The 21979-nt window shown below is 71.7% G+C and carries 20 protein-coding genes; 12 read left to right on the top strand and 8 right to left on the bottom strand.

Annotated elements, in window-relative coordinates; genetic code table 11:
* Positions 1-6 precede the first annotated feature (6 nt).
* From OG948_RS18430 to OG948_RS18420, 3 genes are all read left to right on the top strand, one after another.
* The gene (locus OG948_RS18430; protein WP_395867663.1) at positions 7-540 is read left to right on the top strand and encodes a bacterial proteasome activator family protein; all 534 of its coding nucleotides are present in this window, start codon (positions 7-9) and stop codon (positions 538-540) included.
* Between the two features lie 164 nt (positions 541-704).
* Positions 705-1841 (top strand): protein kinase domain-containing protein, encoded by a 1137-nt coding sequence (locus tag OG948_RS18425; protein ID WP_406297599.1) that lies wholly within the window; start codon positions 705-707, stop codon positions 1839-1841.
* A 394-nt stretch (positions 1842-2235) separates the two neighbouring features.
* The gene (locus tag OG948_RS18420) at positions 2236-3828 is read left to right on the top strand and encodes a protein kinase domain-containing protein (protein WP_406297598.1); all 1593 of its coding nucleotides are present in this window, start codon (positions 2236-2238) and stop codon (positions 3826-3828) included.
* Positions 3829-3946: 118 nt separating this feature from the next.
* Here OG948_RS18420 and OG948_RS18415 read toward each other — a convergent pair whose 3' ends face one another.
* The 4 genes from OG948_RS18415 to OG948_RS18400 form a co-directional block, all read right to left on the bottom strand.
* Positions 3947-4921 (bottom strand): phosphotransferase, encoded by a 975-nt coding sequence (locus OG948_RS18415; protein WP_406297597.1) that lies wholly within the window; start codon positions 4919-4921, stop codon positions 3947-3949.
* A gap of 170 nt (positions 4922-5091) precedes the next feature.
* Entirely contained in the window at positions 5092-5895 is an 804-nt protein-coding gene (locus tag OG948_RS18410) for an HAD family hydrolase (RefSeq protein ID WP_406297596.1), read from the bottom strand.
* A 73-nt stretch (positions 5896-5968) separates the two neighbouring features.
* Positions 5969-6856 carry an LLM class flavin-dependent oxidoreductase gene (locus OG948_RS18405; protein WP_406297595.1) on the bottom strand — a complete coding sequence of 296 codons (888 nt, stop codon included), beginning with the start codon at positions 6854-6856 and terminating at the stop codon, positions 5969-5971.
* Between the two features lie 59 nt (positions 6857-6915).
* Entirely contained in the window at positions 6916-7587 is a 672-nt protein-coding gene (locus tag OG948_RS18400; RefSeq protein ID WP_406297594.1) for a TetR/AcrR family transcriptional regulator, read from the bottom strand.
* Positions 7588-7793: 206 nt separating this feature from the next.
* On the opposite strand from OG948_RS18400, the gene OG948_RS18395 reads away from it, so the two are divergent.
* From OG948_RS18395 to OG948_RS18370, 6 genes are all read left to right on the top strand, one after another.
* Positions 7794-9188, top strand: a complete 1395-nt coding sequence (locus OG948_RS18395) for an MFS transporter (protein ID WP_406300288.1) — start codon at positions 7794-7796, stop codon at positions 9186-9188.
* Positions 9189-9326: 138 nt separating this feature from the next.
* Positions 9327-10130, top strand: a complete 804-nt coding sequence (locus tag OG948_RS18390) for an alpha/beta hydrolase fold domain-containing protein (protein ID WP_406297593.1) — start codon at positions 9327-9329, stop codon at positions 10128-10130.
* The gene (locus tag OG948_RS18385; protein ID WP_406297592.1) at positions 10127-11068 is read left to right on the top strand and encodes a hypothetical protein; all 942 of its coding nucleotides are present in this window, start codon (positions 10127-10129) and stop codon (positions 11066-11068) included. Before OG948_RS18390 ends, OG948_RS18385 begins: the two co-directional genes overlap by 4 nt.
* A gap of 2 nt (positions 11069-11070) precedes the next feature.
* Entirely contained in the window at positions 11071-12024 is a 954-nt protein-coding gene (locus OG948_RS18380; RefSeq protein ID WP_406297591.1) for an LLM class flavin-dependent oxidoreductase, read from the top strand.
* 266 nt (positions 12025-12290) lie between these two features.
* The gene (locus OG948_RS18375) at positions 12291-13106 is read left to right on the top strand and encodes a FadR/GntR family transcriptional regulator (RefSeq protein WP_406297590.1); all 816 of its coding nucleotides are present in this window, start codon (positions 12291-12293) and stop codon (positions 13104-13106) included.
* Positions 13103-14371, top strand: coding sequence for a CynX/NimT family MFS transporter (locus OG948_RS18370; protein WP_406297589.1), 1269 nt, complete (start codon positions 13103-13105; stop codon positions 14369-14371). Before OG948_RS18375 ends, OG948_RS18370 begins: the two co-directional genes overlap by 4 nt.
* A 31-nt stretch (positions 14372-14402) precedes the next feature.
* On the opposite strand, the gene OG948_RS18365 is transcribed toward OG948_RS18370, so the two are convergent.
* Together OG948_RS18365 and serS are read right to left on the bottom strand one after the other, a co-directional pair.
* Entirely contained in the window at positions 14403-15200 is a 798-nt protein-coding gene (locus OG948_RS18365; RefSeq protein ID WP_406297588.1) for an HAD family hydrolase, read from the bottom strand.
* Positions 15197-16474 (bottom strand): serine--tRNA ligase, encoded by a 1278-nt coding sequence (gene serS, locus OG948_RS18360; protein ID WP_406297587.1) that lies wholly within the window; start codon positions 16472-16474, stop codon positions 15197-15199. The genes OG948_RS18365 and serS overlap by 4 nt, the downstream gene beginning before the upstream one ends.
* Positions 16475-16576: 102 nt before the next feature.
* Between serS and OG948_RS18355 the strand changes: the two genes are divergently transcribed.
* Together OG948_RS18355 and OG948_RS18350 are read left to right on the top strand one after the other, a co-directional pair.
* Positions 16577-17392 (top strand): phosphatase PAP2 family protein, encoded by an 816-nt coding sequence (locus OG948_RS18355; RefSeq protein ID WP_406297586.1) that lies wholly within the window; start codon positions 16577-16579, stop codon positions 17390-17392.
* A 30-nt stretch (positions 17393-17422) separates the two neighbouring features.
* Positions 17423-19069: a diacylglycerol kinase family protein gene (locus OG948_RS18350; RefSeq protein ID WP_406297585.1), complete on the top strand. Its 1647-nt coding sequence runs from the start codon at positions 17423-17425 to the stop codon at positions 19067-19069.
* 26 nt (positions 19070-19095) lie between these two features.
* On the opposite strand, the gene pheA is transcribed toward OG948_RS18350, so the two are convergent.
* A complete protein-coding gene (pheA, locus tag OG948_RS18345; RefSeq protein ID WP_395867629.1) occupies positions 19096-20043 on the bottom strand; it encodes a prephenate dehydratase in 948 nt (315 codons plus the stop codon).
* Between the two features lie 181 nt (positions 20044-20224).
* On the opposite strand from pheA, the gene OG948_RS18340 reads away from it, so the two are divergent.
* Complete coding sequence (locus OG948_RS18340; protein WP_406300287.1) at positions 20225-20992, top strand: ABC transporter permease; 768 nt, start codon at positions 20225-20227, stop codon at positions 20990-20992.
* Here the strand turns inward: OG948_RS18340 and OG948_RS18335 are convergent.
* Positions 20962-21780, bottom strand: coding sequence for a BRO family protein (locus tag OG948_RS18335; protein ID WP_406297584.1), 819 nt, complete (start codon positions 21778-21780; stop codon positions 20962-20964). The genes OG948_RS18340 and OG948_RS18335 overlap by 31 nt on opposite strands.
* Between the last annotated feature and the right edge of the window lie 199 nt (positions 21781-21979).

Raw genomic sequence — 21979 nt, 5'->3', positions numbered from 1 at the left:
AGATGTATGGACACGCCGAACAGCGAAGCGAATGGTGAGAACCCGCAGGTGGTGATCGTCGGGCCGGATGGCATGGCGCTCGGCGGCGGCCTCGGTGAAGAGGGCGGTGAACTCGCGGTGACCGACATGGTCGAACAACCCGCGAAGGTCATGCGCATCGGCAGCATGATCAAGCAGCTTCTGGAGGAGGTGCGCGCGGCTCCTCTCGACGAGGCGAGCCGGGTGCGACTCAAGGAGATCCACGCCAGCTCGATCAAGGAGCTGGAGAAGGGGCTCGCCCCGGAACTGGTCGAGGAGCTGGAGCGGCTCTCGCTCCCGTTCACGCACGACTCGGTACCCAGCGAGTCCGAGCTGCGGATCGCGCAGGCACAGCTGGTGGGCTGGCTGGAGGGCCTGTTCCACGGCATCCAGACCGCGCTGTTCGCGCAGCAGATGGCGGCGCGCGCGCAACTGGAGACGATGCGTCGGGCGCTCCCGCCCGGCGTGGTCCCCGGTGGCCAGGGTGAGCCGCCGCATACCCAGTCGGGTCCGTACCTCTAGCGTTTGGGAGGGGCGTACCCCGGAGCGGTGCTCGATGGCGCCGACCCGGTGCGCTCCCGTCGCGTCTCTGACAGGCTGTCGGCGGTGCGACGGGAGCGCTTTTCGGTAGGTCGATTCGTGCCGGGGTCGTGCGCGAGTCGTGCGGCGTGGAGGGCGGCCTGACGGTGACCGTTTCGGGAGACCCGGCTCGGGCGAACGGGCGTGTCTTCGGCGGCGGGCGGTATCGCACCGGGCGCCGGATCGGCGGCGGCGGCATGGCCGTGGTGTACGAGGCCCACGACCTGGTGCTCGATCGGCTCGTCGCGGTCAAACGCCTGCGCAGCGACCTGGCCGAGGACACCGTCGCGCGCTCGCGGTTCGCCCGCGAGGCCGAGCACGCGGCGGCGCTGAACCACCCCACGATCGTCTCGGTGTTCGACACCGGTGCGGATCCGGGCGAGGACGGCGTGCTGGTGCCGTGGATCGTGATGGAGCTGATCGAGGGGCTGACCCTGCGCGATCTGCTGGAGGCACACGGTCCGGTGCCGTGGCCGCGTGCCCTCGCGATCACCGCGAAGGTGCTGGACGCGTTGGAGTACAGCCACGACCGCGGTCTGGTGCACCGCGACATCAAGCCGGTCAACGTGATGATCACCCCGGGCGGCGCGGTCAAGGTGATGGACTTCGGCATCGCCCGTGCGCTGTTCGTCACCGACGGCGCGCTCACCGACCCCGGTCGGATCATGGGCACCCCGCAGTACTTCTCCCCCGAACAGGCGTTCGGGCATCCCGCGTCCACCCGCAGCGACCTGTACTCGGTGGGATGTCTGCTGCACGAGCTGCTGGTCGGGGTGCCGCCGTTCGACGGCGGTACGGCGGTGCACATCGCCTATCGGCACATGCGCGAGGAGCCGACCCCGCCGTCCGTGTACCGGCCCGACGTGCCCGGCGCGGTCGACGACCTGGTCCTGCACGCGCTGCGCAAGGACCCGCACCTGCGCTTCGACACCGCCGGGCGGATGCGCGAGTCGGTGCGCCGGATCCTGCCCGCGGACGTCTGGGACTCGGTCCTGTACGGCGCCGGCGTCCCGGCGCAGTCCGCCCGCCCGCCGGGGCCGCCGATATCGCAGCGGCCCGCCCGCCCTGCCGCCGGCGGTCCGCCGTGGGCGCGGGTGTTGTCCGGGTTCGGGCCCCGGGCCCGTTCGGCGGGCGCGCACAGCGCGCCGGGGGCGTACGGCCGCAAGACCGGTGCGGGCGCCGCGTTCGCGGCGACGGTGCTGGGCGTGCTGGCGGTGCTCGCCTCGATCCTGATGTTGCGCTGATCGGGTCGGCCGGATCTCGCGGGCGGGCGATGCGCGGAGCGCACAAGGCACCGGCCGGGGATCCGGAATCCCGTTACCATGGGCAATTCACACGGAGTACCGCTGATCCCGGTATCGTTTCGGGACTTGACGCGAGGATGCGCCACATTTCATCTGCACACCGGCGCGGGCCAACGCCCCGGCGCCACGTGAGGGGACTGTCGAGGATGAGCTCCGAGTCCCCGGCCGCAACCCTGACGCCCGAATCGGCGTGCCTTTGTGGCCGGCCGATCGTTGGAACCGTCGTGCTCCCCCGCTCCCGTGGTGCTCTCCGCTCTCCCCTGCTCGCGGCGGACGCCATCGCCACAGTTCGGCGGCCCCGGACGGGCCGCCCCGACGCGCAGGGCGAGGAGCGATGACCGCGCCGACGGGACCGGACGAGCGTGAGACGTCCGGCACACAGGTGAAGACGGTCGGGTCCGGCCGCTACGAACTCGGCCGCCAACTCGGCCGAGGCGGCATGGCCGAGGTGTTGATGGCCCACGACGTGCGGCTCGGTCGCACCGTCGCGGTCAAGACGCTGCGCCCGGACCTCGCGCAGGATCCGGTCGCGCGCTCGCGGTTCGGCCGCGAGGCGCAGAACGCGGCGTCGCTCAACCACCCCGCGATCGTGTCGGTCTACGACACGGGCGAGGACCAGGTCGGCGACGAACTGGTGCCGTTCATCGTGATGGAGTGCGTCGAGGGCCGTACGGTCCGGGAACTGCTCGGCGAGGGCAACCCCATACCGCTGGAGCAGGCGCTCCGGGTCACGGAGGGGATCCTGGAGGCCCTCGAGTACAGCCACCGGCACGGCATCATCCACCGCGACATCAAGCCCGCGAACGTGATCATCACCAACTCGGGCGCGGTCAAGGTGATGGACTTCGGGATCGCCCGCGCGATGCACAGCGCGGCGACCACGATGACCCAGACCGGCATGGTCATGGGCACGCCGCAGTACCTGTCGCCGGAGCAGGCCCTGGGCCGCACCGTCGACGCGCGCAGCGACCTGTACTCCAGTGGCTGCCTGCTCTACGAACTGCTCGCGCTGCGTCCGCCGTTCAACGGTGACACGCCGCTGTCGGTGGTGTACCAGCACGTCCAGGACGAGCCGCGTCCGCCGTCGATGATGGACCCCCGGGTGCCTCCGCACCTGGACGCGATCGCGTTGAAGGCGCTGGCGAAGAACCCCGACGACCGGTATCAGACGGCCGACGAGATGCGGATGGACATCCGTCGCGCGCTCGCCGGTCAGCAGGTCTCGGTCGCCGTTCCGCCGCGGGTGCCCACTCAGCAGAGCCGGCCCGAGTTCGGTTCGTGGAGCCAGGTCGCCGCGGGTTCCGCGGCCCCGGCGCACACCGGCTCCACCGACGCGACGGCGGCGATGCCACCGCTGTCGGGGCAGTCCGGCACCGGATCGCAGCAGCGTCAGCCGGCCAACGACGGCGGCACCGGGCCGCTGCCGATCCTGCCGCAGGAGCCGACGCACAAGCGCAGGCTGCCGCTCTACCTGGTGGCCGCGCTCGCGGTGATCCTGGTGCTGGTCGGTGCGGTGCTCCTGGTCAAGGGTCTGCCCGGGGACGGGGACAGCCCCTCGGATGGCGATCCGGCCGGACCCGCCGTGTCGGTGACCAACGACAGTGACCCGCAACCGGGGAACAACAACAACCAGCCCAGCCCCGACGCGAACACCAAGGGCACGTCGGGCGCGACCCCGTCCAACCCGACGCAGACGTGGCGGCAGACGACGCCGCCGTCGAACACGCGCGATCCGGGCGGGACGACCTCGGGTCAGTCGCACACGCCGTCCTCGACCGCGTCGAACAAGCCGTCCGAGACGAGCCGGCCGAGCACGTCGGCCACCGCGCCGCCGGGTTCGACCAAGGGCGGTGGCGAGACGAAGCCGCCGGACTCGGGCGGCGCCGCGGGCGGCAATCCGGCGGGCGGCAGCGGTACGACTCCCTGAGTCGTACGGCCCCGGAGTCGTACGGCCCCCGAGTCGCACGACCTGCGGGTCGAAGACGCGAAACCCGCGCGAGCCACGATCGGTGGCGCGTGCGGGTTTCGCGTGCGGGGCCGGTTCGTCAGCCCAGGAACGCCTTGAGGACCTCGTCGTAGGCCATCGTCCACCACACGATCAGCGCGGCGGACGCGGGGAAGAGCGGGGCACAGCGCGGGTCGTGCTCGAGGTAGTGCCGGGTGAGCATCCAGAAGTCGTTCAGTCGCTCCCACCACAGCCGGTGCACGGCGGCGGCGAGTTGGGTGGGCCCCGGATCGACCACCGCGCGATAGCCGTCCACGAAACCGCGTACCCGATCGAGGTCGAGCGTGCCGGAGATCGGGTCGGTGAAGAAGATCAGCGCGGCCCGGACCAGTTCCTCGGTGTCGGGCAGCGCCGCGAGCCGGTCCCAGTCGATGATCGCGACCGGTTCGCCGGCGCGGTACAGCAGGTTCAGCGGATGGAAGTCGCCGTGCACGTAGCCGGTTCCCGGCGCCTCGTGGTCGCGTGGTCGGCGGTGCGCGTAGCGCAGGAGCATCGCGCGGCGCTCGATCAGGCGCAGCTCGGCGAGCCGGTCGAAGGCGCTCGGGCCGGGCCGGGCGCGGATTCGGGTGAGCAGCCGCTCGACGGTGGCCAGTGATTCGTGCGGGTCGGCCGTGGGCACCAGCAGCGGCTGCTGGATCGGCGGCAACAACTTCGGCAGCGTCACGTGCACGCCACCGAGCAGCGCGCCCACCCGTGCGCAGCCCCGGGCGTCGAGTTCGGTGCCGCGTCGGTGCTCGCCGTCCACCCAGGGGTACAGGGCGAACCAGCGTCCGCGCGAGGTGAGTACGGTGCGCCCGTGCCGGTCGGCCACCGGCGGGATCGCGGGTATCCCGCACGCGGCGAGCCGTTGGGTGGTGTGGTGCTGAAAGCGGATGGTGTCGGGTCGTTGGTTCAGATAATGCTTGAGAAACCAGCGTCCCCTGGTGGTGACGACCTCGTAGCCTCGGTTGAGCAGGCCCTCGGCGATGGGTCGGAACGAGAGTGCCTTGCCGACCCGGTAGCGATCGATCGTCACAGCCAGTGGGGACCCTGGCCGGGAGGGGATGTACACGGGCGTCAATCTATGTCACTGAAAGCAATCAGGTAACTACTCTGTGCAACCTTCACGCGTAAGCGTGTCTTTGCTGTCACGCGTTCGAGGAGGCGGCTGGTGCGTACACCGATACCTGGCGGCGCGCGATCGGCTCAGCCGAACAACTTCTCCAGCACCTGGGCGACGCCGTCGTCCTGATTGCTCCCGGTATGCCGGACCACCGCCGCGAGCACGTCGGGGTGCGCGTTGGCCACCGCGTACGCCTGTCCGGCCCAGGCCAGCAGCGGCAGATCGTTGGGCATGTCGCCGAACGCCACCACGTCCTCGGTGCGGATCCCGCGCTGCGCGCAGAACCAGGCCAGTGTGCTGGCCTTGCTGATCCCCAGCGCGCTGATCTCGACCAGAGCGATCGAGGAGGAGTGGGTGAACTCCGCGTACGCGCCGGCCCGGTCGCGGGCGAGCGCGAGGAACACGTCGGGATCCAGGCTGTGGTGCCGGGCGAGCAGCTTGAGCACCGGCCCGGTGAGCAACTCCTCGACCGGACCGACCGCGTGCACGATCGACACGTCGCGCTCGAGCGCGGGGTAGTCGGGCTCGTGCATGAAGCCGGTCTCGGTCTCGACCGCGAAGGACACGTCCGGCACCGCCTCGCGGAGTAGCCGGGTCACCTTGCGCGCGGCGGTCACGTCCATCGTGTGGGTACCCACCACACGTTCGGCGCGCAGGTCGTAGACCACCGCGCCGTTGCCGCAGATGGCCAGGCCGCGATGGCCGGTGACCTCGGCGACGCGGCTCATCCAGCGCGGCGGCCGGCCGGTCACGAAGACCACCTCGGCGCCGGCGGACTCGACGAGTTCGAGCGCGGCGAGGGTGCGTTCGGAGATGGATCCGTCGTCGCGCACGATGGTGCCGTCGAGGTCGGTGGCCACTAGGCGTGGGCGATTCGTGATCGTCACGGGTACATCCTCGCTCAGAAACGATTCACCCGGTCCGGGGGGCCGGGTCGACCGACCGTCGGGACGGATCGGCTCAGTCGAGTTGGGCCAGGCCCTCGGTCGCGATGCGCTCGAAGACCTTCGGGTCCGCCTCGAAGACGGAGTCCGGCACCGGCCAGTGCAGCACCAGTTCGGTGACGCCCACCTCCCGGTAGCGGCCCGCGTAGTCGACGAACGCGTCCACCGAGTCCAGCGGTCGCTCCAGCGTCGAGCCCTGGAGCAGGACCTTCTCCAACTCGTCGGGCTTGCGGCCCTCCTCCGCGCAGATGTCGGACAGCCGCGCCAACTGTCCGGCGATCACGGCGGGGCAGTCCTGCGCCAGGACGGCCTTGGGGTCGCGGGGGTCGCCGTAGCTGATCCAGCCCTCGCCGTGTCGCGCGGTCAGCCGCATGCCCCGGGGCCCGGTCGCCGCGATGTACATCGGCAGGCGCGGGCTCTGCCGGCCGGTCGGGATCATCCGGACGTCGTGGGCGGTGTAGTACGCGCCCCGCTCGGTCACCGCCTGCTCGGTGAGCAACCGGTCCAGCAGCGGGACGAACTCGGCGAAGCGGTCGGCGCGCTCGCGCGCGGTCCACTCCTGTTGTCCCAGGGCGGTCGCGTCGAATCCGGAGCCGCCCGCGCCGATGCCCGCGATCAGCCGACCGTCGGAGATGTCGTCGATCGCCGCGAGGTCCTTCGCGAGCGTGACCGGGTGCCGGAAGTTGGGCGACGTGACCATCGTGCCCAGACGCAGCCGCTCGGTGGCCGTCGCGGCGGCGGTGAGTGTGGGCACCGCGCCGAACCAGGGCTGCTCGCGGAAGCTGCGCCAGGACAGGTGGTCGTAGGTGTACGCGGCGTGAAAGCCGAGGTCTTCGGCGCGACGCCAGACCTTCCGGCCCTCGGTCCAGCGGTGGATCGGGAGGATCACAGTGCTCAAACGCATCCGTCGACCATACGTGCCCGACCGAGCGGGACCGGCGGACGGGCCGGCCGGCCCGTCGGCTACGGGACGTACGCCCCCGCCCGGGCCGCGGCCGCGGCGGCCGTCGCGGCACGCTCCGCGCTCGCCTCGTCCAGCGGGTCGCCACTGGCCAGCAGCCGGTAGTACAGCGGTCCCGATACCGCCCGGATCACCTCGTGCGGGTCGGTGCCCGGCGGCGCCTCGCCGCGCTCGATCGCGGCCTCGACGCAGGGCGCCCACTCCTTGATCCGGGTCGCGTAGAACGCGTGCAGCGCCTCCGAGGTCCGCGCGTCGCAGGTGGCCGCGGCGATCACCGCCTTGAACAGCGCCCCCTGCCGCTCGTCGGTGAGCGTGCGGCGCACCAGGTGCGCGTTGGCCCGCAGGTCGCCGAGCAGCGACCCGGTGTCGGCGCGTGACACCGAGCTCTCGGCCATGTCCACCAGCAGGTCCGCGACCAGCCCCGTGGTGTTGCCCCAGCGCCGGTACACGGTGGTCTTGCCGACCTCGGCGCGCTGCGCGACATCGGCCAGGTCGAGACCGGCGAAGCCGCGCTCGGCGAGCAGGTCGCCGGCCGCGCGCAGCACCGCCTCGCGGACCCGGGCGGTGCGTCCGCCGGGTCGGACCGTGCCCGGATCGGCCGGTGCGCCAATCGATTCCGCAGAGCGGTCGGCGGAGCCGGGAGGGGGATCGCCGGCGAGACCATCCGAAGTCATAACGGGACTCCTGTTCCATTAAGTCGATCCAGCGTGCTACCTTCGAGACATCTTAACGGGAAAGCAGACCCGTTAGAGCATCTCGGGAGACGCACATGTCCACGCTCGACCACCGCGCGAGGCCCGTCGAGGCCGCGCCCGCCGCACCGCCCGCCACATCGGCCGACGCCTTGCCCGACGCCCCGCCCGAATCGCGCGGCGACCGGATGACCGGACAACAGAAGCTGATCCTCACTCTTCTCCTCGGCGCCCAGTTCATGATCGCGGTGGACTTCTCGATTCTGAACGTCGCGCTGCCCGTGGTCGGCGAGGGCCTCGGCTTCTCGCTGAACAACCTCCAGTGGGTGGCCACCGCGTTCGCGCTGACCGCCGCCGGATTCACCCTGCTCTTCGGCCGCGTCGCGGACCTGTTCGGCCGCAAGCGACTGTTCCTGGGCGGCATGGCCCTCCTCGGCGCATCCTCGGCGCTCGGCGGCTTCGCCGGCTCGCCCGAGATGTTGCTCACCGCGCGGGTGCTCCAGGGCCTGGCCACCGCGGCGGTGACGCCGGCCGGCCTGTCGCTTTTGACCACCGCGTTCAAGGAGGGACCGCTGCGGGACCGGGCGCTGGGCCTGAACGGCGCGCTGATGTCGGCCGGCTTCACCGCGGGAGCGGTCCTGGGCGGCCTGCTCACCGACATGCTGTCCTGGCGCTGGGCCTTCTTCGTCAACGTCCCCGTCGCCGCGCTGGTGCTGATCCTCGCGCCGTCCGTGATCACCGACTCGCGGCCGACCCACCGACCCAAGCTGGACGTCCCCGGCGCGATCGCGGTCACCGGCGGTCTGCTGGCACTCGTCTTCGGGCTCACCCAGGCCGGCGCCGAGGGCTGGGGCGAGCCCACCACCCTCGGGGCGCTGATCGCCGGTGCCGGACTCCTGGTCGCCTTCTGGTTCATCGAGCGAGGCTCCGCCTCACCGCTGGTCCCGGTCGGCATCATGAAGCGCCGCACCGTGCTGTGGGGGAACATCACCGGCCTGATCGCGTTCGTCACCGAGACCTCGCTGGTCTTCCTGCTCACGCTCTACCTCCAGGAGGTCCTGGACTACTCGCCGCTGGCCACCGGGCTCGCGTTCGGTGTGCTGGGCATCGGCACGGTCATCGGCGGCACGCTCGGCGGCCGGGCGGTGGGCCGGTTCGGCACCCGCGCCACGATCGTCGGCGGCGGCGTCGTCCAGGCACTGGCCACGCTGTCGCTGGTCGCCCTCGGCAGTTCCGGCGGGTGGATCTGGCTGCTGCTCGCGGCGACCTTCGTCGGCGGCATCGGCAACATGCTGATGATCGTGGGCTTCATGGTCACCGCGACCTCGGGCCTGCCGGACGCCGAGCAGGGCCTGGCCACCGGTCTGGCCACGATGACCCAGCAGGTCGGCATCACGATGGGCATCCCGATCATGAGCGCGATCGCCACCGCGCGGATGAGCTCGCTCGGCAGCACCGGACCCGACGCGGTCCTGTCCGGGGTCACCGTCGCGATCCTGATCGACTCGGCCCTGGTCCTGCTCGGGGCGCTGCTCGCGGGGCTGTTCCTGGCGCCGCGTCGGGCTCGGCGGACGACGGCCTGAGTGCCGACCGGGGGCTCGGCGGGCACCTGGCCGCGGCGGTGCCGGGCCGCATCGCCCTGTCCCGCGTTGCCCTGTCCCGCGTCGCGCCGTCCCGCTTCGTACGCCCGAGGCTTCACGACAAGATCGAGGAGGTTTGTCATGGCCGCGACCCGCACCACTCCCGACACGCTGCCGCCGACGATCATCGTTCCCGGCGCCGATCACCACGTCCCGGTCCGGATCTTTCCCGGCGGAACCGGCTCGGCCGGCCTGCTGGTCTGGGCGCACGGCGGGAGCTGGCGCTCGGGAGCCACCGCCGACTGGGCGCCGGCCCTGGCCCACCTGGCCCGGACCGCGGCCACCACCGTGGTCGGCGTCGACTACCGGCTGGCCCCCGAACACCCGCACCCCGCCGCCCTGATCGACGTCCTCACCGTGCTGGACTGGGCCGACGCCGAGCATGTCTCGGTCGGTGGGGACAGCGCCGGCGCCACGATCGCCGCGTCCGCCGCGCTGGCCCGGCGCGACCTCGGCCGGCCGCTCGCCGCGCAGGTGCTCGCCTATCCGCCGATCGACCCCGGGTGCCGAGCCGGGTCCTACCGCGGCCGGCCGGGAGCCTTCCCGTCCCGGGCGGCGCTGGGCTCGGCCTGGCGGGCGTACCGGGGCGAGGCGCCGACCCACCCGGCCGCCGCCGGCGCGCGACCGCTGTACAGCACGCCGGACGAGGCCGAGGACCTCGCCGGGGTCGCCCCCGCGATCCTCACGGTCGGCTCGCTCGACCCGGTCGTGGACGACGTCCGCGACTACGCCCGCCGACTGCGCGCCGCCGGCGTCCCGATCGACCTGCACGAACTCGCCGGCACCGGGCACGGCGCCTTCCTGACCGACCCGGCCTTCCGACACCGCCTGGGCACCGCGTACGCCGCGGCCCACCGCACCGCGTCCACGAGGAGGACCCGATGAACACCACCGCCCTGCTGCGGCACTTCGCGGACCTGCGCGACGGCACCCACGGCGACGTGGTCTCGCGCCGGGACAAGGAAAGGCTGTTCGGCGCGGCCGTCGCGTTGCTCGACCCGCAGGCCCGCCGGGCGCTCGCCGAACTGGACGCCGACCTGCTGCTGGGCGCCGGCGAATACGCCGCGACCGGCGTCCGACGCGCGCCGGACGGCGGCCTGGAGGCGATCTGGGCGCTGTCCTGGCCCGAGCAGCGCGCGGCCGGCGTCCCGCCGATCACGCTGCGGGCGGTCTACGGCGCCGGCTTCCACCACCCGCACCTGCGCGGCGGCACGGTCGGGGAATGGCCGCTGAACGTGTTCACCCCCGAGCAGGCCGCCGAGGAACTGCCCACGCTGCGCGCGATCGCCGCCGCCGATTTGCACAACCTGGTCTTCCTGCGGGACTTCCGGATCGTCCCGGCGACGACGCGACCGATGAGTGCCGAGCGGGTGCTTGGGAGCGCGGGGAGGGCTGAGAGCAGTGCTCACGGGGAGAGCGGTGCCCGCGAGGGGAGCACTGGTCGCGTTGAGAGCGCTGCTCACGATGAGAGCAGTGCTCACATGGAGAGCGTTGCTCACGTGGAGAGCACTGCCCACGGCGAGAGCGCTGCTCACGTAGGGAGCGCCGCTCGCGTCGAGAGCACTGCTCGCGAGGAGAACAGCGCCCGCGTCGAGAGCACTGCTCGCGTCGAGAGCACTGCTCACGTAGGGGGCGCTGGTCGCGTCGAGAGCAGTGCTCGCGAGGAGAACACCGCTCACGTTGAGAGCAGTGCTCACGTTGAGAGCGCTGCTCGCGAGGAGAGCACCGCTCACGTTGAGAGCACCGCTCACATCGAGAGCACCGCTCGCGGAGAGAGCACCACCCACGCCGCGCACGCCGTACGTATCGAGAACGGAGCCTGATCATGTCCATCCGCCTCTCTGTCCTGGACCAGTCGCCGATCCCCGCGGGCGGCACGCCGGCCGACGCGCTCACCGCGACCCTCGACCTGGCCCGCACCGTCGACCGGCTGGGCTACCACCGCTACTGGGTGGCCGAGCACCACGGCTCGCCGAGCTTCGCCGGTACCGCGCCCGAGGTTCTGGTCGCGACGTTGCTTGCGCACACCCAACGGCTGCGGGTGGGCAGCGGTGGGGTGTTGCTGCCGCGCTACGAGCCGGCCAAGCCGGCCGAGGTCTTCCGGGTGCTGGCCGCGCTGCATCCGGACCGGGTGGACCTGGGGATCGGCCGCGCGGGCGGCCCGGCCGACCGTTTCCCACAGCAGGTGGCCGAACTGCTCGGGCACCTGGGCGACCCGGCGCAGGACTACCCCGGGTACGTCCCGCCGCCGGTGTGGTTGCTCGGCGCGGGTACCCGATCCGCCGCTCTGGCCGCCGAACTGGGCACCCACTTCGCGTTCGCGCACTTCTTCAACCCCGGGCTCGGTGTCGGCGCGCTGGACACGTTCCGCGTGGGGCCGGCGGGCGCGGACCGTACTCGCGCCGCGCTCGCGGTCCGCACGATCGTCGCGGACACCGAGGCCGACGCGAGCGAACTGGGCTCGGCGTACCTGCTCTGGCGCAGCCGCAAGGACCTCGGCTTCGACGAGCCCTTCCCGGACCGGGCGCGTACCCGCACGCACCGCTGGACCGGCGCCGAGCGCGAGCGGGCCGGGCACAACGCGCGTGCGTTGTTGACCGGGACGCCCGAGCGGGTCCGGGCCGGGCTGGACGAGTTGGCCGACCGGCACGGGGTGGACGAGCTGGTGGTCAACACATTCACCCACGACCCGGCCGACCGGGAGCGCTCGTACCGACTGCTGGCCGAGGTCTACGGCACGGTCGAGGCCGCCGGCACGCCGCTGCGGGGAGCCGCGTGACGCGACGATCGCGGATCGCACCGGTCGCACCGGTCGCACGGCTCGGACCAGCCGGACCAGCCGGACCAGCCGGACCAGCCGGACCAGCCGGACCAGCCGGACCAGCCGGACCAGCCGGACCGGGCGGACCGGGCGCACCGGGCGAAGGGGAAAAGCCGGCGTGCGCGGACCACGGGCCGCGGGCGCCGGCTTTTTGCCGCCCTATCGCATGCATCATGCAGCTACTTGTAGGATGACTGGGCAACCCCACGAATTCGGGAGAGTCCATGTCGCTTCAGGCAGCCGGTCGGCGATCCCTCGTCGACGACGCGATCGACCAGCTCCGCGCCCAACTGACGGCCGGTACCTGGCCGATCGGCGCGCGCATCCCGAGCGAGAGCGTGATCGCCGAGCGGCTCCGGGTCGGCCGGAACACCGTGCGCGAGGCGATCCGGGTGCTCGTGCACGCCGGGATGCTGGAGTCGCGCCAGGGCGACGGGACCTACGTACGCTCGACCACCGACCCCGGCGACCTGGTCCGCCGGATCGAACACGCCGACCTGCGGGACATCTTCGAGATGCGCCGCGCGCTGGACGTGGAGGCCGCCCGGCTCGCCGCGCAGCGCCGGGACGCCGCGGACCTGGACCGGATCCGGGCCGCACTGAGCCGGCGCGGCGCGGCCGACGGCAGCGCGGACACCCCGGAGCCGCACGACTTCGACCGGGGCGACGTGGCCGAGGGCGAGTTGGACGACCTGGTCGAGCAGGACGTGGCCTTCCACACCGCGATCGCCATCGCGTCGCACAACTCGGCGATGGTCTCCACCTACCGCTGGTTCAGCGACTCGTTGTGGCGCAGCATCCGCACGGTGGTCGGCGACGGCACCCTGCCGGACGCGTCGCACGCCCTGCACGTGGCGCTGGCCGACGCGATCGAGGCGGGCGATCCGGACGCGGCCGAACGCGCCGTGCGGCGCATCCTCGAACCCGCCGTGATCGCCCTGGACGCACTGCTGCACGACCCGACAAGGCCCGACCCGACAAGGCCCGACCGGACAGAGCACCATCCGACAGGGCGCCACCCCATGGAGCACGACGCATGAGCACGACCGAACTGCGCATACCCCCGACCGGCAAGCCCGGCCGCACCGGCACGAGCACCGCGCGGGCGACCGGCGGCGCGCTGCTGCTCGCCGGCATCGTGCTGATCGCGCTCAACATGCGGGCCGGGCTCTCCAGCGTGTCCCCGCTGGTGGGCGAACTGCGCGAGGTGTTCCACCTGTCCGCGACCACGGGCAGTCTGATCACCGCGATACCCGTGCTGTTCCTGGGCCTGATCTCGCCGCTCGCGCCGATCGCGGCCCGCCGGTACGGCACCGAGACGGTGCTGCTCGGCGCGCTGGTCGTGGTGGGCGTCGGGATCCTGCTGCGGGTGATCCCCGATCTGACCGCGCTGTTCGCGGGCGGCGCGCTCGTGGGCGCCGGGATCGCGGTGCTGAACGTGCTGATGCCGGGTGTGGTCAAGCGCGAGTTCCCGCATCGGGCGGCGGCGATGATCGGCGTGTACAGCGCGGCCATGGTGTTCGGCGCGGCGGTCTCGGCGGGCGCGACGGTGCCGCTGGAGAAGGCGATCGGGCACGGCTGGCAGCCGGCGCTCGGCGTCTGGGCGCTGCTCGCCTTCGCGGCGGTGGCGGTCTGGCTGCCGCACGTGCGCCGTCGGCGCGGGAGCGTCGCGGCGGCGATGCCGCACGTGCCGGGTCTGTGGAGGTCGCCGCCGGCCTGGCTGGTGACCGGCTTCATGGGCCTGCAATCGCTGTTGTTCTACGTACTGCTGGCGTGGATGCCGACCATCCTCACCGACAACGGGATGGGCAAGGGCACCGCGGCGACGATCTTCGCGTTCAACACGTTCGTCCAGATCCCGGCCTCGCTCGCGGGGTCGATCATCGCCGGTCGGATGCGCAACCAGAGTCCGTTGGTGATCGCGTCGATCGGGCTGGTCGCGGCCGGCTACGTGGGGCTGATGGTCGCGCCGACGGGCGGTGCGTGGTTGTGGGCGGTGCTCCTGGGGCTGGGGCAGGGCGGCGCGGTCTCGCTCGCGCTGACCCTGATCGTGCTGCGCTCGCCGGATCCGAACACGGCCGCGCAACTGTCCGGTATGGCCCAGGCGGTCGGGTACGTGCTCGCCGCGTTCGGGCCGTTGGCAGCCGGGGCGCTGCGCCAGGCGACCGACGGGTGGACCGTGCCGATCGTGCTGATGCTGGTGTTGTGCGTGTGCGCCCTCGCCTGCGGGGTGGGCGCCTCGCGCCCGATGCACGTGCGTGTGGCGCGCGAGGTCGTGCCGGGCGATCGTGCACCCGTCGGGTGAGGTGGGACGGGCTCGGCTCGCCGGGAGGCGCTCAGTGGTCGGGGAACAGCCGTTCCAGGACCACCGCGACGCCGTCGTCCATGTTGGACAGGGTCACCTCGTCCGCCACGGCGAGCAGTTCGGCGTGGGCGTTGGCCATCGCGACGCCGTGTGCCACCCACTTGAACATCGCGACGTCGTTGGGCATGTCGCCGAAGGCGATGGTGTCCGCGGCCCTGGCCCCCAGCTTGCGCGCGGCCAGGGACAGGCCGACCGCCTTGCTCAGGCCCAGGGGCAACAGCTCGACGATGCCCGTCCCGGCGTGCGTGACGTCCACCAGACCGGCGCAGATCTTGCGCGCGCACGCGGTCAACCGGTCGTCGTCGTAGTCCTCGTGGTGCAGGTAGAGCTTGAGGATCGGCTCCGACCACAACTCGTCGCGGTCTCGGACCACATGCACCGGCAACACCGGGTTGTACGGGTAGCCGTGCTCCACCACGACTTCGCCGCCCAGCCCGTCCCGGCTGACCGCGAACCGCACCGCGCCCAGTTCCTCGGTCAACCGCTCGGTGGCCAGCCTGGCCAATTGCCGGTCCAGCGTGACCGACGTGAGCAGTCGGTCCTCGCCCGCGTGGTAGACCTGCGCGCCCTGCCCGCACACCGCGAGGCCCCGGTAGCCCAGCGCCTGGAACACCGGGCGGGTCCAGGTCACCGCCCGGCCGGTCACTATCACGTGCTTGGCGCCGGCCGCGGTGACCCGGGCCAGCGCCGCACGATTGCGCGCCGAGACGGTGTGGTCCTCGCGCAGGAGCGTGCCGTCCAGGTCGGTGGCGACCAGGGAGAAGGTCACGCCTGCACCGGTTCCAGCACCTCACGGCCGCCGAGGAAGGGACGCAGCGCTTCGGGTACCACGACCGAGCCGTCCGCCCGCTGGTGGTTCTCCAGGATCGCCACGATCGTGCGCGGCACCGCGCACAGCGTGCCGTTGAGCGTGGCCAGCGGGCGGGTGCCCTGCTCGTCGCGCATCCGCACCTGGAGCCGGCGGGCCTGGAACTCGGTGCAGTTCGAGGTGGACGTGACCTCGCGATACTTGCCCTGGGTCGGGATCCACGCCTCGATGTCGAACTTGCGCGCGGCGGAGGCGCCGAGGTCGCCGGACGCGACGTCGATCACCCGGTAGGGCAGTTCGAGCCGGTTCAGGAACTCCTTCTCCCACGCCAGCAGGCGCCGGTGCTCCGCCTCGGCCTCCTCGGGCGCGACGAAGCAGAACATCTCCACCTTGTCGAACTGGTGCACCCGGATGATGCCGCGGGTGTCCTTGCCGTACGTACCGGCCTCGCGGCGGAAGCACGGCGAGAAGCCGGCGTAGCGCAGCGGCAGTTCGGCGGCCGGGATGATCTCGTCCATGTGGTACGCCGCGAGCGGTACCTCGGCGGTGCCCACGAGGTAGTAGTCGTCGGCCTCGAGGTGGAACACGTTCTCCGCGGCCTGGCCGAGGAAGCCGGTGCCCTCCATCGCGGGCGGGCGCACCAGCGCGGGCGTCAGCATCGGCGTGAAGCCGGCCTCGGTCGCCTGCGCGATCGCCATGTTGACCAGCGCGAGTTCGAGCAGCGCGCCGATGCCGGTCAGGTAGTAGAAGCGCGAGCCGGAGACCTTCGCGGCCCGCTCGACGTCGATCGCCTTGAGCACGCGGCCCAACTCGACGTGGTCGCGCGGCTCGAAGCCCTCGGCCGCGAAGTCGCGCGGGGTGCCGATCTCCTCGATCGTGACGAAGTCCTCCTCGCCGCCGACCGGTGCGTCCGGGTCGATCAGGTTGGCCAGCGCCTTGAGCAGCCGATCGGTCTCGGCCTTGGCCTCGGCCTGCTCCGCGTCGGCGCTCTTGACCTCGGCGGCCAGCGTCTGGGCCCGGGTCAGCAGTTCCTGGCGCTCGTCGCCCTTGGCCTTGGAGACCTGCTTGCCCATCGACTTCTGCTCGTTGCGCAGCGCGTCGAACCGGGAGCCCGACGAGCGGCGGAGCTCATCCGCCGCGAGCAGCGCGTCGACGATGGTCTCGTCCTCGCCGCGGGCGCGCTGCGAAGCGCGGACACGGTCGGGATCCTCACGGAGCAGTCGCAGGTCGATCACACCCGAAGCCTACCGGGGGACCGCCAACGGATTTCGCGAGTGCGTCGAAGCCGATGACGGGCGAATGGAAGTGACGGGCGGGATTCGGGCTAAGAATGAGAGATGACCTCCACCCCGACCTGGACCAGAAGGCGCCTCGACCCCGACCGGCGGTTCGGCCTCAGGATGACCCTGGTCGCGCTCGCCCTGCTCGTGGGCGCCCTGCCGTTCGGGCTGCTCGCCCTCCTGGTGGAGACCAAGTGGTCGCCGCTGCTCGACCTGGACAAGGACGTCGCGACCGGGCTGAACGACTGGGTCCGCGAGCATCCCGGATGGCAGCACGCGCTGCGGATCCTCAGCGACTGGGTCTGGGATCCGAACATGTACCGCCTCCTGGTCGCGATCATGTGCGTGTGGTTGTGGTGGCGCGGCGCCCGTCGGCTGGTGCTGTGGGCGGTGGTCACGATGGCGGTCGGCGGGCTGCTGGGCGCGATGTTCAAGCTCGTCTTCACCCGGGCCCGGCCGAATCTGCCCAACCCGGTCGATCACGCGGGCGGTTGGTCCTTCCCGTCGGGGCACGCGTTGATGGGCGTGGTCGGCCCGGGAGTGCTGCTGTTGGCGCTGCTGCCGCTGATCCCGCGGGTGTGCCGGCCGATCGCGTGGGTGGTCGCGATCGCATCGGCGGTGGGTGTCGGGTTCACCCGGGTCGCACTCGGTGTGCACTACGTCACGGACGTGCTGGGCGGCTGGGTGCTCGGTCTGATAGTGCTCGCCGCGACGTCCGCGGTCTTCGAATGGTGGCGTCGCGACGCCGGACTGCGGGATGTGGACGCGACCGACGAGGGGCTGGAACCGGAGATCGACGGGCACGATCCGGATCCGGAGATTCGGCACATTAGGCCCGGAACGGAGGGGCACTCCTCGGATCGGCGGAACTGAAGGATCCATGGCCGGGTAAGAATGTCGGTCATGCTGACCGAAGCAGGACGGTTCCTGCGCCGTATCGTCCTGCCCCTTGCCATATTGACCTTCGTCATGGTCGGCCTCGGTCTGCTGATCACCAAGAGCCTGGATGGTGTGTGGCCGTTCACGATCGAGGACGACCTCGACCGCACCTTCGCCGAGCATCGCTCGGGGGGCTGGAACGACGTCACCGACCTGTTCTCCACCCTGGCCGACACCCGTGTGATCATCGCCACCACGCTGCTCGCGGCGGTGGTGGCCCGGATCGTCGGCCACTCCTGGCGCGGCCCGCTGTTCCTGGCCTGTTCGGTGGCCGGTCAGGCGCTGGTGTTCTTCCTCGTGCAGCTCTTCGTCTCGCGGGACCGGCCGGACGTGCCGCGCCTGGACGAGGCCGCCGCGACGTCGAGCTTCCCCTCCGGGCACACCGGCGCCGCGTTCGCGCTGTACGGCGGGCTGGCGGTGCTGCTGGCGAGCCGGCTGCGCGGGCGCTCGGTGGTCGCCCTGATATGGGTGCTGCTCGGCGCGGTGCCGCTGGCGGTGGCCGGGAGCCGGATGTACCGGGGCATGCACCACCCCAGCGACGTGCTGATGTCGCTGCTGTACGCGAGCGTCGTACTGGCGGTGATGAACCGCGCGCTGTTGTCCCCGAAGTCGATCTGGGGATTTCGGTCCCGCCGGCGCGAGGCGCCGCAGGGGGCGGACGGCGGACGACCGCGCGCGGCGCTGGTGGTCAACCCGATCAAGCTCGACGTCGCCGAGTCGCGCACCCGGATCGACCGGATCATGCAGGACGCCGGGTGGGCCGAGCCGCTGTGGCTGGAGACGACCGTGCTCGACCCCGGTGCCGGGGTGACCGCCAAGGCGCTGGCCGAGGGGGTCGACCTGGTCATCGCGGCGGGCGGCGACGGCACGATCCGCGAGTGCGCCGGCGCGCTGGCCGGTACGGACACCCCGCTCGCGGTGATCCCGGCGGGCACCGGCAACCTGCTCGCGCGCAACCTCGGCCTGCCGATCGACGTGGCCGACGCGCTGCACGTCGCGATGCACGGGCGCGACCGGCGGATCGACCTGGGCACGGTGGACCCGGACGACGAACTCGTCGGCACCGCGGGCGTGGAACCGCGCTGCTTCACCGCGATGGCCGGCATCGGCCTGGACGCGGCGATGGTCGCGGACGCGCCGGACGCGCTCAAGAAGAAGGTCGGCTGGCCCGCGTACGTGGTCTCCGGGGCCCGGCATCTGCGCGATCGGCGGATGCGGGTGACGCTGACCGTCGACGACGGCGAGCCGATCCGGCGGCGGGCCCGGATGGTGCTGGTCGGCAACGTCGGCGCGCTCCAGGCCGGCATGCAACTGCTGCCCGGGGCCACGCCGGACGACGGGCTCCTGGACGTCGTGGTGTTCGCGCCGTACGGGATGACCGGCTGGGCGCACGCCACGGTGCGAGTGATAGGCCGGCGTCGTGATCAGGAGCCGGCCGTGGTGCCGGTCAAGCAGCAACGGCTGCGCCCGATCGAGCACTTCACCGGTCATCGGGTGCTGATCGAGACCGATCGCCCGGAGCCGCGCGAGTTGGACGGCGACCCGATCGGGCCCGGCACCCGGCTCGCGGTCCGGATCCGGCCCGGCTCGCTCACGGTGCGCGTTCCCTGAGGCCCCGCCCGCCGCGGAGCGTCGACTCAGATCCCGCCGCCGCGAGCGCGCGCCAGCCACTCGCTCGCGTTCGCGAACTCGGCGTCCGAGGTACCGCGACGCAGCGTCGGACGGACCTGGTCGGCGCGCGGATAGGACCCGAGGAAGCGCACCGCCGCGCACACCCGCCGCAGCCCCATCAGCGCCTCGCCGACCCGCGCGTCCGCGACATGGCCCTCGGCGTCCATCGAGAAGAAGTAGTGCCCCAGCCCGTCCCCGGTCGGCCGCGACTCGATCCTGGTCAGGTTGACCCCGCGGACCGCGAACTCCTGGAGGATCTCCAGCAGCGCGCCCGGGTGGTCGTCCACGATGTACGCGACCACCGTGGTGCGGTCCGCGCCGGTGGGCCGGGTGGGCCGGTCCGGGCGCTCGACCAGCACGAAGCGGGTGACCGCGCCCTCGACGTCGTGGATGTCGGTGATCAGCGGCACCAGGCCGTACGGCGCGGCCGCGAACTCGCCCGCCAGGGCCGCGTCGTAGCGCCCCTCCTGGACCAGACGGGCGGCGTCGGCGTTGGACGCGGACGAGTACCAGTGCGCGTCGGGCAGGTTCGTCGTGAGCCAGTTGCGCACCTGCGGTTGCGCGTGCGAGTGGCTGGAGATGGTCTTGATGTCGTCCAGGCCCACGCCCGGACGCACCAACAGCGCGAACGCGATCGGCAGCAGCACCTCGGCGGTGATCACCAGCGGGGCGCCGGTCGCCAACTCGTCCAGCGTGATGGACACCGCGCCCTCGACCGAGTTCTCCAGCGCGACCACCGCGCCGTCGGCGTCGCCGCGCCGGACCGCGTCCAGGGCGGCGGGCACCGACTCCATCGGGGTGACCTCGGCGTGCTCCGCGCCGGGCAGCGTACGCAGGGCGGCCTCGGTAAAGGTGCCCGCGGGGCCGAGATAGGTCCAGCGGGGCGCGGCGGCGGGCGTACGGGCATCGGACATGTCGTCACTGTACTTAGCCGGCCGGCGTGCATCGGCCGTGTTCCGGGGTGTGGACGGGTGGGCTGCGACGGTTGCGGGAGGCGGGTACCCGCAGTGTGCGCACGTGTTGTGGAGTGTGGACGCCCACGCTGCGCGGTACCGCCGAGAGGGTGAGGCTGGGCCTGTGGAAAACGCCGCGACACTGCTCCCGGTGACCCCCGTCCTGGGGATCGTCACCGTGCTGCTCCTGGTCGTCGCCATGGCGGTCGCGGGGGTGGCGCGACTGGGCCACGGCCGGGCGGTGGTGGTGGCCGGGCTCCGGGCGACGGCGCAGTTGCTCGCGGTGTCCTTCGTCATCACACACGTGGTGGACCGACTCGGCCTCGCGGGTCTGTTCGTGGTGATGATGTACACCGTCGCGGCCCTGACGGCGGCCGGGCGGGTGACGGCGAACAGACGGTTGTTCTGGCCCGCGGTACCGATCGTGACGGCGACGGCACCGACCCTGGTCCTGCTGTGGGCGACCGGTCTGCTGCCCGCCGAGGGCATCGTGCTGATCCCGATCGCGGGCATCCTGATCGGCGGTGCGATGACCGCGACGGTGCTGGCGGGGCGGCGGGCGCTGGAGGAGTTGGCACAGCGCCACGGCGAGGTCGAAGCCGCTCTGACCTTGGGTTTCACCGATCGCGACGCGGCGATGGAGATCTGTCGGCCGGCCGCGGCGGGGGCGATGATCCCGGCTCTGGACCAGACCAGGACGGTGGGGTTGGTGACCCTGCCCGGGGCCTTCGTGGGCATGTTGCTCGGCGGGGCGACACCGCTGCAGGCGGGGGCGGTGCAGTTGTTCGTGTTGGTCGCGCTGCTTCAGGTCCAGGCGGTCGCGGTGGCCCTGACCATCGAGTTGGCGGCGCGGGGGCGGCTGGCGCGGACGCGGTCGGGTCAAGGGCGCAAGGGCGGCTCGGGCACGTAGCGGTAGGTCTGGCCGCGCACCGCCGAGCGCATGGTCGAGTCGCTCACGCCGTGCTCGCGGGCGAGGCGATAGACCGACACGCCGTCCCGGGCTCGACGCCGGCACTCGGCGACGACCTCGGGGGTGAGACGACGCCGATCACCGGGTGTGGGTAGATGCGCAGGCCTGTGGATAACCCTGTGGAAATCGCTGTGGAGAACTTGGGTGGGGCTGTGGGTTTCCGAGGTGGGAGGGGTCGCGTTAGAGGTAACTGTGGACAACGGAGCCGCCGACTCGAACCCGGCGGTGAGGCGGGCGACGGCCATGGTGTTGATCTCGACGGCCTTGGTCAGATCGCCGGTACGGGCGGCGAGATCGGTGATCGAACCGATCGCGCGGGAGAGCAGCGCATCCATGTTTTCGCTGGTGGCGGGGGTGTAGCGGCCGGTGCGGCGGATGGTGGGGAGGACGTCGTGGGTGACCCAGCGGCGGAAGGGTTTGGCCTCGGGCTTGTTGCTGCGCAGGATCAGTGTGTAGAGACCCGACTCGCTGACGAAGGTCATGTTCGGATTGCCCCGATTAATTCCGTAAGGATTTCTTACGCTATTCGCCTGACCTGCGCTTTTGCTGACGGGAACCGTAACCTTCTCGTCCGGGTCGAGCACACTGACCGCAACCCGTGAGTTGCTGTGCTCCAAGACCTCGCAGACGTCGGACGCACAGAACCATGGATCGCCGGCGATCATCACAACGCGCACCTGGCTGCTGCCGGCGAACGTGAAAACCTCGACCGTGTTCTCTTGGCTCATCCCAGCCCCCTGCTCGGAAACGGCAGTGCCGTTTGTCCCGATTAATTCCGTACGGATTTGACACGGTATTCGCCTGACCTGCGGATTCACGGGCGATTTTGTGGTCCCCGCGATGCGCACATGCCGGCCGGTGTCACCCACTGCTTCGAGCCGCCCGCGTCCCCCGAACGGCTCATTGCGTTCGCCCATACGTATGAAC

It is taken from the genome of Embleya sp. NBC_00888, from assembly GCF_045207655.1.
Lineage (GTDB): Bacteria > Actinomycetota > Actinomycetes > Streptomycetales > Streptomycetaceae > Embleya.
This window is presented reverse-complemented; position numbering and strand designations above follow the sequence as displayed.

Excerpts from the sequence above, each read along its gene's own strand:
- OG948_RS18430 (WP_395867663.1), top strand. The coding sequence starts at position 7 with ATGGACACGCCGAACAGCGAAGCGAATGGTGAGAACCCGCAGGTGGTG.
- OG948_RS18420 (WP_406297598.1), top strand. The coding sequence starts at position 2,236 with ATGACCGCGCCGACGGGACCGGACGAGCGTGAGACGTCCGGCACACAG.
- OG948_RS18405 (WP_406297595.1), bottom strand. The coding sequence starts at position 6,856 with ATGCGTTTGAGCACTGTGATCCTCCCGATCCACCGCTGGACCGAGGGC.
- OG948_RS18400 (WP_406297594.1), bottom strand. The coding sequence starts at position 7,587 with ATGACTTCGGATGGTCTCGCCGGCGATCCCCCTCCCGGCTCCGCCGAC.
- OG948_RS18395 (WP_406300288.1), top strand. The coding sequence starts at position 7,794 with ATGACCGGACAACAGAAGCTGATCCTCACTCTTCTCCTCGGCGCCCAG.
- OG948_RS18390 (WP_406297593.1), top strand. The coding sequence starts at position 9,327 with ATGGCCGCGACCCGCACCACTCCCGACACGCTGCCGCCGACGATCATC.
- OG948_RS18385 (WP_406297592.1), top strand. The coding sequence starts at position 10,127 with ATGAACACCACCGCCCTGCTGCGGCACTTCGCGGACCTGCGCGACGGC.
- OG948_RS18380 (WP_406297591.1), top strand. The coding sequence starts at position 11,071 with ATGTCCATCCGCCTCTCTGTCCTGGACCAGTCGCCGATCCCCGCGGGC.
- OG948_RS18375 (WP_406297590.1), top strand. The coding sequence starts at position 12,291 with ATGTCGCTTCAGGCAGCCGGTCGGCGATCCCTCGTCGACGACGCGATC.
- OG948_RS18370 (WP_406297589.1), top strand. The coding sequence starts at position 13,103 with ATGAGCACGACCGAACTGCGCATACCCCCGACCGGCAAGCCCGGCCGC.
- OG948_RS18355 (WP_406297586.1), top strand. The coding sequence starts at position 16,577 with ATGACCTCCACCCCGACCTGGACCAGAAGGCGCCTCGACCCCGACCGG.
- OG948_RS18350 (WP_406297585.1), top strand. The coding sequence starts at position 17,423 with ATGCTGACCGAAGCAGGACGGTTCCTGCGCCGTATCGTCCTGCCCCTT.
- pheA (WP_395867629.1), bottom strand. The coding sequence starts at position 20,043 with ATGTCCGATGCCCGTACGCCCGCCGCCGCGCCCCGCTGGACCTATCTC.
- OG948_RS18335 (WP_406297584.1), bottom strand. The coding sequence starts at position 21,780 with ATGAGCCAAGAGAACACGGTCGAGGTTTTCACGTTCGCCGGCAGCAGC.